9 protein-coding genes are annotated in these 14,566 nt (G+C 41.0%); 4 read left to right on the top strand and 5 right to left on the bottom strand.

Features of this window, described 5'->3' with window-relative positions; translation table 11 throughout:
- Nucleotides 1-150: 150 nt before the first annotated feature.
- From J8M00_RS02680 to J8M00_RS02695, 4 genes are all read right to left on the bottom strand, one after another.
- Nucleotides 151-1,335, bottom strand: a complete 1,185-nt coding sequence (locus tag J8M00_RS02680; protein ID WP_211008819.1) for a response regulator — start codon at nt 1,333-1,335, stop codon at nt 151-153.
- Nucleotides 1,322-1,678 carry an Hpt domain-containing protein gene (locus J8M00_RS02685; RefSeq protein WP_211008820.1) on the bottom strand — a complete coding sequence of 119 codons (357 nt, stop codon included), beginning with the start codon at nt 1,676-1,678 and terminating at the stop codon, nt 1,322-1,324. Before J8M00_RS02685 ends, J8M00_RS02680 begins: the two co-directional genes overlap by 14 nt.
- On the bottom strand, nt 1,662-4,298 hold the full coding sequence (locus J8M00_RS02690; RefSeq protein WP_211008821.1) for an ATP-binding protein: 2,637 nt from the start codon (nt 4,296-4,298) through the stop codon (nt 1,662-1,664). Before J8M00_RS02690 ends, J8M00_RS02685 begins: the two co-directional genes overlap by 17 nt.
- A gap of 503 nt (nt 4,299-4,801) precedes the next feature.
- Nucleotides 4,802-7,324, bottom strand: a complete 2,523-nt coding sequence (locus J8M00_RS02695) for a GH92 family glycosyl hydrolase (protein WP_211008822.1) — start codon at nt 7,322-7,324, stop codon at nt 4,802-4,804.
- A gap of 490 nt (nt 7,325-7,814) precedes the next feature.
- On the opposite strand from J8M00_RS02695, the gene J8M00_RS02700 reads away from it, so the two are divergent.
- The 4 genes from J8M00_RS02700 to J8M00_RS02715 all read left to right on the top strand — a co-directional run bounded on the left by J8M00_RS02700 (nt 7,815) and on the right by J8M00_RS02715 (nt 13,284).
- Nucleotides 7,815-8,489, top strand: coding sequence for a response regulator transcription factor (locus J8M00_RS02700; RefSeq protein ID WP_211008823.1), 675 nt, complete (start codon nt 7,815-7,817; stop codon nt 8,487-8,489).
- Between the two features lie 52 nt (nt 8,490-8,541).
- A complete protein-coding gene (locus J8M00_RS28595) occupies nt 8,542-9,864 on the top strand; it encodes a sensor histidine kinase (protein WP_211008824.1) in 1,323 nt (440 codons plus the stop codon).
- A gap of 109 nt (nt 9,865-9,973) precedes the next feature.
- Entirely contained in the window at nt 9,974-11,917 is a 1,944-nt protein-coding gene (locus J8M00_RS02710; RefSeq protein WP_211008825.1) for a DUF1800 domain-containing protein, read from the top strand.
- 11 nt (nt 11,918-11,928) lie between these two features.
- On the top strand, nt 11,929-13,284 hold the full coding sequence (locus tag J8M00_RS02715; RefSeq protein WP_211008826.1) for a DUF1501 domain-containing protein: 1,356 nt from the start codon (nt 11,929-11,931) through the stop codon (nt 13,282-13,284).
- A gap of 440 nt (nt 13,285-13,724) precedes the next feature.
- Here the strand turns inward: J8M00_RS02715 and J8M00_RS02720 are convergent, their stop codons facing one another.
- The gene (locus J8M00_RS02720; RefSeq protein WP_211008827.1) at nt 13,725-14,480 is read right to left on the bottom strand and encodes a VWA domain-containing protein; all 756 of its coding nucleotides are present in this window, start codon (nt 14,478-14,480) and stop codon (nt 13,725-13,727) included.
- Nucleotides 14,481-14,566 lie beyond the last annotated feature (86 nt).

Raw genomic sequence — 14,566 nt, forward strand, 5'->3', positions numbered from 1 at the left:
TGTATAGTATCTGTCGCGGCGTTCAAAGTGATTACGTGATGTTGACGTGCGGTTGATTTTCAGTTGAATTTTATTTATCCATTTTAAACAATGGCTTATGGTAAGGACTGGCAGTTTTTCGATGTGTTAAGAGTTGTGTTTTATCGGCCCTTAAGGGCCAATTGCTTTATTGACGACCGCTAAGATCTCTTTTTTTGTAGATGGTTTTAGAATATACCCATCGAGACCATGCTCGGCCCATTTCTTCACTAGCTGCTTGTTTTTATTTCCTGTTAATGCAATTACAGGTGTCTTGATATTTTTACCGACGTTGCGAATATGCTTTGTTGTATTTAAGCCGTCTAAATTTGGCAAAAAGAGGTCCATTACGATTAGGTCATACTGAGTACGTTTTATTTTTTTTATGGCCGCGAGTCCGTCATCGACTTGCTCAATTTCATAACCCACTGTGCTTAATACATCGCTAATCATCTCTCTGTATATATGGTTGTCTTCAACCAATAATATCGAGTGCTGTTGATTAGTCGGCGTTTCCAAAAATGCATTGTCGCTCGATGAGACAACAGAGTTATCCTCGCATTTTGTATGGATAGGTTGTTGAAGTTGCTTCATTAAAAGGCTGTTCAAATCTTGAGACTGTTTTAATCCATTCACTAGATCTAGGAGTTTGGTTGAGAGTGATGTTTCTAATGCGTTAAGTAGTGGCTGAATGTGCGAATTATTAATTTCCGAAAGGAGTTGTTTGTCTATATTATCAGGCATTTGAGACAAGATATCTTGGTTAATGGAGTTCACCTCTTCTTTGCTCTTACTAATTTCTTCAACCACTGAAGCCTTGTAGCTTAAGCCCAATTCGATCAACGAATTAAGTTCGTCATTTTGATCTTTGACTATTTTGTCTAACGACTCGATATAAGAGTCAGTATTGGTAAACTGTTTTAGTCCCTCATAGACGATGAGTTGTAGTCGGAACTTTTCATATAGAGGCTGGTATACAAAGTAGCTATCAAATAAATTCTTCAAACAGCACTTAAATGCTAAACCAGACTCTCTGTTACTACACAAAAGGACGCTGTAGTGATTTTTTACTAATCTATTCTCTTTTATCAGTAGGTTATATAAGCAAATACTCTTTTTTACATCTGACAAAGCAAAAAGAATGACTTTAGGTGCTAGCTGCTCAATGTCATCTAATGCAGTTTTTCTTACAACCAAACACCGAAAATCCTCGGTTTGCTCTGCAATGAGTTCTGTAATACCTTGAACGTCGTCTTCTCGATGAGTTAGCACAAGTACTGCCGGATGGCGTTTTGCAATGCGATTAATGCTGGTCATAGGTAAGTTCCTTTTTTATCGCGTTAAACTCGCCATTGAGCTTTATGATGACTTGTTTAATTGCAGCTTTGTTTCCCTCAAGGCTGTAACTTTCAATTGTTTCAAGAAAATAAGCACTGCGCTCTGCCCCGACAGCTTTTGCAGACGTTTTTAGAAAATGTGCTTGATTTTTGATCTCAGAAAAATCGTCGGAGTTAAACGATTGGATAATAGTTCTTAAAATGGCTGATGATTGTTTGAGAAATTCAATGTGAAACTTGTGAATTTTAGCAGGCTCGTCACCTACTAGTTCAATAATGGTGTTGTGGTTTAGCGTTTTTAATTGATCAAGCTGTGTGTTCATACCAACGCTCCAAGATTGATCTGATGTCGGTGAGTCTAACTGGCTTGCACAAAAAGTCATTCATGCCAATTGAAGTACATAAATCCCTCTCGCCTTGCATTGCGGCTCCCGTCACAGCAATGATAGGGATTGGGGGTTTCTCTCGTTTAGCCTCTTCTGTACGGATCTGTTTTGTCATTTCATAGCCGTCTACTTCAGGCATATGGCAGTCGGTTAGGATCAGTTTGTAAGTATGGCTATGCCAGTAACTAAAGCCCTCAGCGCCGTTATTCGCGATATCACAAAAAAGCCCCAATTTTGCCAACTGAGTTTGAATCAATTTTTGATTGAACGGGTTATCTTCCACCAGTAAGATATCATGATGCCCAAAGCCTTCATCGTCTTTCATCTGGATAGGACGCTGTTCTTGTTCTGAATAGCTTGACTCGATAGCAAACTCTAGTTCATCCAGCGCAAGGTTATCTTGCTGCTGAGTTCTGATTTGTTTTACAAGTTGCGCGTAGGTAAGCGGTTGATTTGAAAATACAGCCAGATGTGGGAAGGTGAGTTCAAAATTTGCGACTTGTTCTAAATCGGTATAAACCATTAAGTTATCAAGTGAGTTAAGAATACCAATATGTGTTAACAGTGATTTAAAATCATCAGTCAAAACTAAATTTATTCCTATATTTTGATCAAACATGATGTCTTGGCACTCTAGCGGGATAATTGTAACTGTATATGTGGATTGCAGCAGTTGAATCACATGTTGGTTGTCAATAGATAGTTGCCCTAGGGTGAAGCAGTTGAGTGCACTTTTTAAAAGGGTTTCCTTGTCGTTCAGTTCGACCCAAAAAGGCGCTTTGACTGTAAATTGACTGCCTTTACTTAGCTCACTGGTTACTGTGATTTGCCCCCCCATTAAATCTATCAATTTTCCGCAAATTGAGAGTCCTAGACCAGTCCCTCCAAACTTCCTTGTGGTTGACTTTTCGGCTTGTGTAAATGGGGTAAACAGTTTATTTATGGTGTCTTTGCTCATACCGACGCCGGTATCTGAAATAGACACCGTAATTTCACTTTGATATATGTTTAGACGCTTAAATCCCGACGTAACAGTGATCTCTTTCGAGCGTACACTGTCACTGTTGGTAAATTTGATCGCATTACCCAGTATGTTAAGAAGAATTTGTCGAAACCTATTTATATCTCCTTTTATCGGCTGAACTTCAGTTTGATTTTCGTAAACCCTTAATTTAATGCCCTTGTCTATTGCCGATGCTGTAAATGTACTTACTACATCTGAAATGACAGTGGGCAAATCAAATACAGCGGTTTCTAGTTCTAACTTGCCCGCTTCTATTTTATTTAAGTCTAACAAGTCATTTAAGATAGTGATTAAGTGGTCGGCGGATTTTGAAGCTGTATACACTAAGTCTTTCGGTTCGCAGCTTAGCGAATAGTGAGAAAGTAGATCCAATGCACCGATTATACCATTGAGTGGTGTTCTGAGTTCGTGGCTGATCATAGATAAAAATTCAGATTTTATTTTATTCGCACGTTCGGCTTTTTGGAGGGTGTTATGAAGTTCCGCGGTCCTGTCATTAACACGTGTTTCAAGCTCCGAATTTAGTTTTTTTAGCGCCTGCTGAGTATTGTGTATTTCTGTTTGGTCAACACAGACACCATCTATCCTACAGTGCTCCCCTTTATAATTTTTGCCGACTCTACCTTGGGCAAATACGTATATGACTTCGCCGTTTTTTAATATGCTTCGATAATGCTGTTTGAACTCTATGCCAGTTTTTAAACTTTCGTCCAAGGCTTCTTTGACTCTTGGTTTGTCTTCTGGGTGAAGAAGTTCAACCCACTTGTTTAGATCCCCAATATCTTCGGGTTCAAGCTTGAAAATTGTGTTGGCTAGCATGTCCCACTTCCAATGCCATTGACCTCCCGACTTCGTTGCCCGCCATGTTCCAATTTTGCCAGCTTCAATTGCTAATTGTTTACTCTCATCCGCATCGTTCAGAGCTATCACAGTGGTTTTTTCTGCTGTGCAATCTTGCAATGTACCATTGATCCATTTTCCATCGGGCTTATTGGTACAACTTCCTCTCAAAGCAAACCAAGATTTTTGCCCTGAAGACTTTAGCCTAAACTCAAATTGCAGTGGCACCCCAAACTGGACATGATTTTCAAAGAAAAGTGGGAACAGTGCTTGGTCATCTTTATGAACAAGTGAGAGAAGTTTCCGCCAACTCAATGGGGTTGGTGCTGCAATCCCCAATAGTTTTTTGGCAATGTCTGATAGATAAAGAGATCGCGACGCAAGGTTGTAGCGCCATACGCCTATGTTTGAACTAGTAACGGCATCGATCAAAAAACTCATTTCTTCTTTATTTGAGTCATGTTCCTGAATCAAGAAGCAATACCCAGTCTCGCAAGGAAATCTCTTTATGCTCAGGGGAATATTATTATAGTGGCCAAGAGAAAAGTCACCGCTAATAAGCTCTAGATTAAAGACCTGATTTAGGTTCTTACCTATTATATTGTCTTCGCCAAGCAACGTTTGCATAGCGGCACTGATAAATTGAATCTGTAGACAGTCATTGGTAACTAAGTGGGGAACTTTGCTATCCATTGTCTTCCTTGCCGCCAAATGGTCTGTGATATGACTAACTATAGCAGTAATAAAGTATATAGTATTTTTTTATGAGTAGGATGCTGTTCTTCCACTTTTGTTATAGAGCAGTTTAATCGCAGACATCGAGAAGGAGTTGTAAATTTATATTTATTGGCGTCCCTTTAGCAACCTCCTGTTATCAACGTTAATTTGTTAGATACACAATTATGAGCATCGCATAGATGCGTGGATGCGAAAATACATAAGGTTATCTTGAACCTGTTTAGTTATGCTAGCTATCTGTACTTAAAAATAAATTCGTCCTAAGTCACAACTATCAGCGTATTTTAAATACAGTTTGGTTACTTAATACAAAGATTAATTTGAAGCGGCGTTTGAGCAAAAACAGAGAAAACTATATAGAGCTACTAGGGTTAACAATTTGGCACGAATTAGGTCGTGCCAAATTGTTGTCAGAGGTTAAGACAATGCTTGTTTTGTTTCTTTTATAATACAAACGTTTAAAGAATAGACTTTTCTTTAAGGTTTGTTGGGGAGTAACTTGGTGGCCTGTGCTCAACGGCTTTCCCAAATTCGTGGTTTGGCGTGTCGCTTAAACTAAAGTCTAAAGTAACAGGTTCGTTTATATATGTTTCGTCAATCCAGCTTTTCAAGGTGTCATTACCGTTTACTTTTAATGAGTTAATATAAATATTTTTACGAGAAGCACTTGGTGCATTTATAGTTAAGTTCCCGATTTTAGCTTGAGTAAATTGAGGACTTGATAACACTAAATCTGCGCGTCCAGGATATTTGGGGTAGATCCCAAGGCTCGCAAAAACATACCAAGATGACATTTGGCCAAGATCGTCTTGCCCCGGTATGCCGTCAGGTGTATCTAGCCAAAGTTGCGCCATGGTTTCACGCACAGTCTGCTGTGTTTTGTAGGCATTTCCAGTATGTAGATACATCCATGGAGATAGAATTGAGGGTTGATTTGAGACATCTGCAAATTGCGCTGAATCACGATAGAGCACCCAAGTACCATCTGCTTTTCGGAAGTGACTATCAAGCCTCTCACTCATGACATTATCTCCACCAAGGATGGTTGAAAGACCCGCACCGTCATGGGGAACCATCCAAAGATATTGAGCGGGGCTACCCTCTACAAATAAATGACCAGAAAAAGCGTCAAACTCTTGTTTCCATGTTCCATCTTGGTTGCGACCTTGAATGTACCCTAATGATTCCGTCGCCAAAGGATTATAGATATTTCTCCAATATCCAGCTTCATCGACAAAGCGTGAAGCATCATCTTGCTCTCCTAAGCGGTTAGCCAACTGTGCTAAAGAAAAATAACTTGATGCTTGCTCAAGTGTTTCTGAGGCGCCTTCCCAACTGTTGGATTGTTCGGATATATAACCAATGCTTTGCCATTCATCTAATGATGGTTTTTGACCTCTACAAAAAACCGGGCACCCGATATCAGTCAAATCAAATTCTGTTGGTTGAGTTGCAGCCTTACGCAGTGAAGCATAAGCACCCGATACATCAAAATTGTCTGCACCAAAAGCAACGAAATTAGAGATTGCGATTGTTGACGGGTCACCACTCATCACGCCAGTTGGACCTGCATTGTGCGTCCAGCGATCCCATACCCCATTAAATTGATTTGCTTGGTTAAAAAGCGACTGTGCGATATCACTTCCTCGCTGTTGATCTAATAAGGTTACCAATTGCAGTTGAGAACGATATACATCCCAGCCAGAAAAGTTAGCGTATTGAGCTGTTTGCGTTGATGATATTGTATGTACTTTTTGGTCAAAGCCCGTGTATTCTCCGTTTACGTCAGAGAAAACATTAGGGTGGAACAAACTATGATACAAGGCGGTATAGAAAATACGTAATTTGCTGTTGTCATCGGAAGCTACTTTTATTTTGGATAGCTCGGCTTCCCAGGCTTGCTGTGATTGCTTTTGAAGCGCAGCAAAGCTTGTATCACCTTGCTCTTTAGCTAAGTTCTCTCTAGCATTTTCTAGACTGACATAAGATATACCAACGCGCATTTGGACCGTTTCTCCGTCGTTGATGTCAAGGTCGACCCAAACACCGGAGCCTTTACCAATGTCCGGCCAGCCGTTATCACCATAACCCATTGCGCCTTTTGATGAAGTTGCACCATCGGACAGCTTTGCATCTTTCCAAGCGCCAGAACCTGAAATTGGTTTATCAAGTTTAGCGACGAAATGCAGTGTGTAGTAATCTCGTCGATTGTGCTCACCTAAGTACCCACAGAAGTTACCCGAAGTCACATAACCAGTAATTTCGCCGCTTTTTGGATCTACTTTTGCAAATGCGTCTCCACTACCTAGTTGAGAATAGGACGTTCGGAACAAGAGTTTTGCGTTATCTGAGTGCTTAAACGTGAAATTTGCAATACCTGTGCGTGTGGTCGATGTAAGCTCTACGTTTACCCCGTTGTCTAACCCAACTTGATAATAACCTGGAATTGCAGTCTCATCATCGTGGCTAAAGGCTGCGCTGTAATATCCGTTTATCGGATCTGTAGCAGGTGAAAATGTAATATCTTTCGTAAAAGGCATAACGGGTATATCACCTGATGCGCCAAGACAACCTGTTCCAGATAGACGAGTAAACGAAAAGCCTTTTACTCGGCTTGCTTGATAGTTGTAACCGCCAGGGGATACCGGTACCCGTTTCTTCTCTTCAAGAATCTTTTTTGAAATTCCCTCAGATTCAGCCATTAAGTCTTCTGTATATGCGTGTTCAGGACCAAAATTAAACATACCAAACGGCATTACAGCACCCGGAGTGACATTACCTGCTTGACGATGATTAAATGGCCCCTTTGTGCCTATTAAGGGATTCACGTAACTGACGACATCAGAAACATATTTGGTTTCTGGTGTGTCCTGTGTTGTCGTATTGAACACTTCTTCATTTGGCTTCTCACTACAGCCAATTAGACAAGCGGAAGTAAATGACAAAACTGCCAAATTTTTAGCTGATATTTTAAGGGTCATTGTAGGTTTACTCTTAGAACGTTCCAATTTTAGAGTCGGACATTGATAAAGTTTCTTTACACGATGCCATTAATTACTAAGTTTGTACAATTTTAATGCGTTTATTTAATAGGTTTAAGCGATAAATTAACATTTCTGTTAAGAGATATGTCTATTTTTGCAGGGTCTAGGCTTTGCGGTTCGGTTTAGCCAATAAAGATTAATACAGACAATACTTTCCTGATGCGTATTAAACGCGATTTGTTTCGCTTACCAAATTAAAATCGTTAATCGTTGTTAGCTTCACCACTTTCTATGGTTCTAAAGAAATATTTTAGGTGTACTAATTTCTATGTGAGGAGTTATTTTGAGTATTTCACTGCAAAGTACATTATGTGTTTCAAGTGAAGAACTATCTGCATCAATGTGCATGTTGAGTCATACAAAATTGTATCTTCGTTTTAGCAACGATTGAGGTAAACTTAACAAAAGTAAACAATAGAACCAATTTATGAATGTACTCATCGTTGAAGATGATATGGATACTGCCTCTTTTATAAAAAAGGGATTGCTACAGAATGGCGAATCTGTTCTGCACGTAACATCAGGCAGTGAAGGGATGATAGCAGCTTCTTCTTCAGAGTTTGATGTAATTATATTTGATCGCCTGCTTCCTAATATGGATGGTCTAGACGCTGTTAAGGTCCTAAGAGCAAGCAACGTGACGACGCCCATTATTATGTTAACGGCTTTGGGTGATACCGCAGATAGGGTTGCGGGTCTAGATGCAGGTGCAGACGACTATTTAGTTAAACCATTTGAGTTTTCGGAACTGCACGCGAGGCTCAAGGCGCTCACTAGGCGAAAACCGATTTCACAATCTACGATGTCTCTTCGTTTGGGTGACCTTGTTGTCGAACGAACGAGTCGAAAAGTCACCAGAGATGGCCAAGTCATTGACTTAAATACAAAGGAATATCAGATTCTGGAATTTCTAATGCAGAGCCCAGGACAATTGGTTACAAAAACTATGCTTCTTGAAAAGGTTTGGGGCTTCAATTTTGACCCTAAAACCAGTTTGGTCCAAACTCACGTAAGTAGGTTGAGAAATAAGGTCGACAAACCTTTTAACATCGAACTGATCAAGACGGTTCGCGGCTGCGGTTACATTATTTCTAATGATTAAATATATTAAAGACTCCTCACTTGTTTTCAATGCAGTTAAAACGAGCGCTGTCGTGACAATATTCGTTGTCAGTGCAATCACTATCACTTCATTGATTGTGTTATCTGCAATAGATGCTAACCAGAAAATAGAATTAACAGAATACTTAGATGAAGTTAAGTCACGATATGAGGAAGAAGGGCTTGATAGCATTTTGGAAGAACTTGATTTGGAACCCCATACTATGTGGGACCGCAAAGAAAGTCTTGAGAGGCTAAATGAGCACGATGCAATTTTTGCTTTGTTTATTGATAACGAATTGGCACTTGGTACTGAACTGACGTTACCTATTTCACCTGATGCAAAATGGCAGACACTGGATTTTGACTCGAATAAAAGTTTCAAGCTATTGACGCTAACCGTTCAATTAGACGAACAACAGCACTTAAGCATTGCTCAACCCATAAGTTATGAACATGAGTTTACGTCCACAATTTTAGTTCGTTTTGGGCTTATCTTGGCAAGCATTGCCGCAGTGAGTCATTTTATATTCTCAATAGTTGCTGGTGGAAATAGCAAGCAGGCCACAAGACAAATTGTTGAAAGGTTATCTGAGATTGGGCAATCCCCTGATACAGCTCGCCTTAATCTCGATAATAAAATGGAGCTTCACAGAGACATAATACACGCAACCAATGAAATGTTAGACCAAATAGCTTTTTTGCATGGCAGAGCAAAGACCATGTCTGTCGGTATTGCTCATGATTTAAAAACGCCATTGTCGAGAGTCGCAAACCGCCTACAATCTATGCGGCAAGATTTGGGAGACAACACTGCAATTGATGCGCATATTACTCGTGCGAGTGAAGATCTGAATGCTGTGATATCTACATTCAACAATCTAGTGCGGCTCAATAGTATTGAATCCGGAAAGCATAAGAGCAACTTTATTCAGGTTAATCTCTCGGAACTAATAACTGACCTCACGCTTAGCTATCAACCTGTTTTCGAAGACAGCGGACGAGTGCTTGAGTTGTCGACAGTTGATGATGTGTATTGCTTTGGCGATAGTGATTTATTAAGTCAATTAATTTGCAACCTGTTTGAAAACGCTTTGGAGTATAGTCATCCGTCTGCAAATGTTTGGATTAGATTGCAAAGTCATACAGGTAGCGCGTTGTTGCAAGTCGGCGATGACGGCCCCGGTATAAGCTTGCAAGATCAGCCTCATATATTTGAGCGCTTTTATCGCGCGGATGTAAGTAGGTCAAAACCCGGTAATGGTCTCGGGTTGAGTATTGTTAAAGCAATTTGTGATGTGCATGACGCCAAGTTATGTTTATTGTCAGATCAAAAAGGTGCTGTGTTCAATATCGAAGTGCCAATTTCAAACTAAATATTGTGATTCATACAATTTTGTATGACGAATGTATGCAAGGTGTAAAACATAAAAGCGTCATTTAGCTCTAAACTAATAGTGTCTGATCTATGTTTAAGGCTAAATTATGCACATAAAAAAATATATACAAAGTATTGTATTAGCTTTATTTGTTGGCTTGCTGTCTGGCTGTGGAAGCGGCGGCAGCGAGCAAAATAACACATCTCAAAGCCAAGTTAATACAACCAATCAACCCACCAGCAGTGCGCAAGATAATAACAATCCTGTCAATAATGGGAGTGAATCGAATAACGGCGGTGATAGCAATGCGAGCAACGGCAACAATAGCGATGAAGATGAAAATTCTTCCAACGGTGAAAACTCAGCAAATGAGGATGAAAACAATCAAGAACCTTCAGGCGATGACACTACGTTTTCTTCTAAAATTGAAGTGTCACGCTTTATTCAGCAAGCTACCTTTGGTGTTCAGCCAAGTCAATTAAATGAGTTAGAGAGCACCAGTGCATCGGAGTGGTTTGTCAATCAATTGGCTTTGCCAGCGAGTTTGGTTTTACCAGGAGTAGAAGCGGCAGCTCCAGCCGATCCAGAGGATGATTTTAGCTTGTTCTACATTGAACAAACTAGCTTTTCATTTTGGAGAAACGCGATTAGTGGAGAAGATCAGCTCAGACAACGTATTGCGTTTGCGCTTTCAGAGATCTTAGTGGTTTCAAATGGAGGGGGTGAAGTACTGACTGATGTACCAGAAGCTGTGGCGTTTTACCAAGATATTCTTATCACAAATGCATTTGGTAATTACAGAACGATTCTGGAACAAGTCACCTACTCTCCTGCCATGGGTCATTATTTAACTTATATGGGCAGTGAAAAAGGCGATGCGCAAACTGGCAGGATGCCGGACGAAAATTATGCGAGAGAGTTATTGCAGTTGTTTACGTTAGGCGTTGTTGCATTAAACAATGATGGCACAGAGAAGGTAAACGATAGCGGAGAAAAAGTTGAGTTATATAACAATACTGATATTACAGGATTGGCAAGAGTATTCACCGGCCTGAATTTGGACGAAGAAGATCCAGATGCCCCACTCGGCAAAAGATTTAGTATGCCCATGGCAGTATTTTCCGAATCACATTCAGAAAAAGCAAAATCGTTCTTAGAGCTTACTATCCCAGAAGGCACAGATGCAAGAGCGTCAATTACCCAAGCTCTAGATCATATTTTCGCACATCCAAACTTAGCGCCATTTGTGACAAAGCAACTCATACAAAGATTAGTAACATCTAATCCAAGTCCAGATTATGTTGGGCGTGTTGTAACCGCATTTGAATCTGGTCAGTTTGTGTTACCTGATGGTCAACAGGTAGGTACTCAGCAGCGAGGTGATCTGACAGCAACTGTGGCTGCTATTTTGTTTGATCAAGAAGCCCGAACACTGTCGGCACAAATTGGGGGGAAAATACGTGAGCCAATTTTGCGTTTTACTCAGTGGGCTCGCGCATTTAATGTAGAAAATGTAAACCCTCAGTTTGTGAGCCTCTTGTGGGAAACTGGTGCCAGTTCAGCGCTTGGCCAACACCCCTACCGAGCACCCAGTGTATTCAATTATTTTCGTCCAGGTTACAAATCTCCCGGCAGTGTGAGCGCAGCACAAGGTCTCGTGGCTCCAGAGCTACAAATTACTAATGCAAGTTCAATTCCTGGGTATGTAAATTTTATGACCTTCTTTATTACCGGGCAGCAACAGGACGCGGATCTCGAGGAGCTTAAAAATGAGTTAGAGGAGTTGGGAATTGAAGCTGATATTGCACAGGCGCTGGAAAGCTTTAAACCAGACTACGAACCCTTACTCGCCATTGCAGATGAACCGAGTGCATTGGTTGATTATTTGGACGTGATATTGAGCGCACAACAGCTCAGTGAGCGAAGCCGAAAAAATATATCAGATGTTTTAGCTACCGTTGAAGCCGATGAGGATGATGGCCTTTTGCCTCGTGTACAACTTGGCATTTTAATGGTGATGTCATCACCTGATTACTTGGTACAAAAATAGGAGAATGGGCAATGAATAGACGTAATTTTATAAAATCAGCCAGTGCAGGAGTTGTTGCTTCTTCTATTTTGAATATGGGAAAAGTGCTAGCTAATACCCAAGTTAACGATAGTGGAGAGTATAAAGCGCTTGTATGCGTCTTTTTGTACGGCGGAATGGATAATCACGATACAATCATTCCCTTTGATGGCGATAGCTATAAAAAATGGGCACAAATAAGAGCGCCTTTACTCAACCGATATGCGACTAAGCGCGATCTGGGAAGCATATTGCCAATTAATACACCTTCTCGATTTGCCGATCGCCAATTTGCGTTACCGCCAGAAATGCCAAACATCGCTAGTCTATATCAGCAAGGCAAGCTGTCAATTGTAGGTAACGTCGGGCCTTTATTGGAAAATGTTACAGCGACGAGTATTCGCCAAGAAACGGCGAAACTGCCGTCAAGGCTATTTTCCCACAATGATCAGCAAAGTACTTGGATGTCAGGTAAAGCTGAGGGGGCGCAGTTTGGTTGGGCTGGTCGATTGAATGATGCCTTAATTAATCAAGGAACCGTGCAAACGAACACATTTTCAGCAATCACAACATCCAGTGCAGAGCTACTTGTAACTGGCACAAATACAACTCCTTACCACGTGAATGATGGTCGTGCAGCAACCATAGATGCACTTGATTTTTTTGAAGACAATGAGCAAGTACAAGCACATTTTAGCGCAAGCGGGCATCAGACGACTAACTATTTACAGCAAGATCTTTCTGCGAAAATTAGCCAATCATTTGATGCCAATCAGATGTTTAATCAAGCGATTTCGGGACAGTCTGTGAACGTAGGTGAGTTTCCAAAATCAAGGTTAGGCAGGCAGTTGGAGTCTGTTGCACGTACGTTGGCGGTAAGAGAACAGTTAAGTACAAAAAGACAAATCTTTGTGGTGACAATGGGTGGTTTTGATACGCACTCCGACCAAGCTCAAAGTTTACCAAAATTACAAAGTGCTTTGGATGCGGCGTTAGCTGCTTTCAACACGTCGATGGAAAGTATGGGGTTGAGCAACAATGTCACCTTGTTCACCGCATCGGACTTCGGAAGAACTTTGGCTATTAATGGTGATGGTACCGATCACGGGTGGGGTGCACATCACTTTATTATGGGCGGAGCGATAAATGGTGGAACGATATTCGGTGACGTTCCACAAGCTGAATTCGGTCATGAATTGGATGCGGGTAGTGGCCGGTTGATACCGACGATGGCTGTAGATCAATATGCCGCTTCGTTGGGCGCTTGGTTAGGGTTATCAGAGACTGAACTTGCGCAAGTATTTCCAAATCTCTCCAAGTTCTCCGATCGTCCGGCCCTATTTGTCTAAGGTCGATAACCTCAGATTCAAGCGGCTAAATTATTAGGAAGAGCTGGGTCCTCTTCCTAAGCTTACTATACTTAAAGTTGTGTAATGAAATGGGTCGAGGCTATGGTTATTTCGTATAGCGGAAGTGTATTTCTAATTCTTGTTTTATTGTTAATTTGTTTGTGTTTCTTATACGGGGATCGTTATAAAGAGAAGCTCAAAAAACGTAAAAGCCAGACTGACGAAGACAGGCCCAATTAAGCCTCTCTCAGCATCTTACTGTCGTCAAATGAATGAGGTCTTCATTTTCTAAGACACCTAATAGGAACTTAGATTACCCCGTTCTTGCTGGCACTGTGTTTAAGTTTTTGAATATTTAAAGCTATCTGATCGCAACTAATAACGCTTCTCCATTCAATAAATTGAGAAAAGCGTTATTGAGAAATCAAAAATGCAGCTGTTTACCATTCTCCAGGGTCGCCGCCATCACTATCACTGACTTCTTCCACTGTCCCGCCAGTTTGTGCTGCAAGCTGCTTGAGAAAATCAAAAGTGGGTACATTTTTAGTATAGGTATTAGGCGACATAGCATAAGCAGGGAGGTCGTTTGCAATTGCTGCATTTAGTTTATCTGACATTGCTATGCTCTGTACGGTGCCTGTGTATATGGTTGCGTTAAATTGCACTTGTGGCAGTTCCATTAAGTACTTAGCGGTCACATTCGCTTGCCAATTAGCGCCTCCGCAATGTGTCACAGGACTCGCGTTTTCGTCACCATCACTAGAGCCATACACGCGCAGCAATGCGCCTCTGCTGGCTTCTACCGAAAAGTTAGTACGTAATTCATCAGCACCATCACACATGGCTTCGGCAAGTGCTGTGGCACCGCGACATCCCTCTCCATCAAGCTGTTGTAGCGCCATAAACGCACCTGTGAAGTCAACAAATCCATTGGTAATGGATTGGATTTGGCCACCACTACTAAAGGTTTTGACATTCAACTTCTGGCCGTTTATCGAGCTATCTAAAAAGAACTTAGTCGCTTTACTAATGGCTTGCTGTTTTGAGTAGGCACATCGAGATTGTTTGTCGGGTCGCAATGTCATCATAGAACCGCTTCTATCCAAAAACAAAATGCCATAAGACTCTGGTGCGCTAAGTGTCGAAAATGACACGGTCGTTAACGCGCCGAGCAGAATGCTTGCTAAAGTTTTCATATTTAAACTCCATATCCGTATAAGGTGTTGCCACAATACATTGTGGCTATCTTTATTCAGCCCTAATAGGTTTCATTAATCCCAAA

The sequence above is a fragment of the Pseudoalteromonas luteoviolacea genome (genome assembly GCF_018100925.1).
Classification (GTDB): domain Bacteria; phylum Pseudomonadota; class Gammaproteobacteria; order Enterobacterales; family Alteromonadaceae; genus Pseudoalteromonas; species Pseudoalteromonas obscura.

Coding starts and splice junctions, on each gene's coding strand:
- J8M00_RS02680 (WP_211008819.1), bottom strand. CDS start 1,335: ATGACCAGCATTAATCGCATTGCAAAACGCCATCCGGCAGTACTTGTG.
- J8M00_RS02685 (WP_211008820.1), bottom strand. CDS start 1,678: ATGAACACACAGCTTGATCAATTAAAAACGCTAAACCACAACACCATT.
- J8M00_RS02690 (WP_211008821.1), bottom strand. CDS start 4,298: ATGGATAGCAAAGTTCCCCACTTAGTTACCAATGACTGTCTACAGATT.
- J8M00_RS02695 (WP_211008822.1), bottom strand. CDS start 7,324: ATGACCCTTAAAATATCAGCTAAAAATTTGGCAGTTTTGTCATTTACT.
- J8M00_RS02700 (WP_211008823.1), top strand. CDS start 7,815: ATGAATGTACTCATCGTTGAAGATGATATGGATACTGCCTCTTTTATA.
- J8M00_RS02710 (WP_211008825.1), top strand. CDS start 9,974: ATGCACATAAAAAAATATATACAAAGTATTGTATTAGCTTTATTTGTT.
- J8M00_RS02715 (WP_211008826.1), top strand. CDS start 11,929: ATGAATAGACGTAATTTTATAAAATCAGCCAGTGCAGGAGTTGTTGCT.
- J8M00_RS02720 (WP_211008827.1), bottom strand. CDS start 14,480: ATGAAAACTTTAGCAAGCATTCTGCTCGGCGCGTTAACGACCGTGTCA.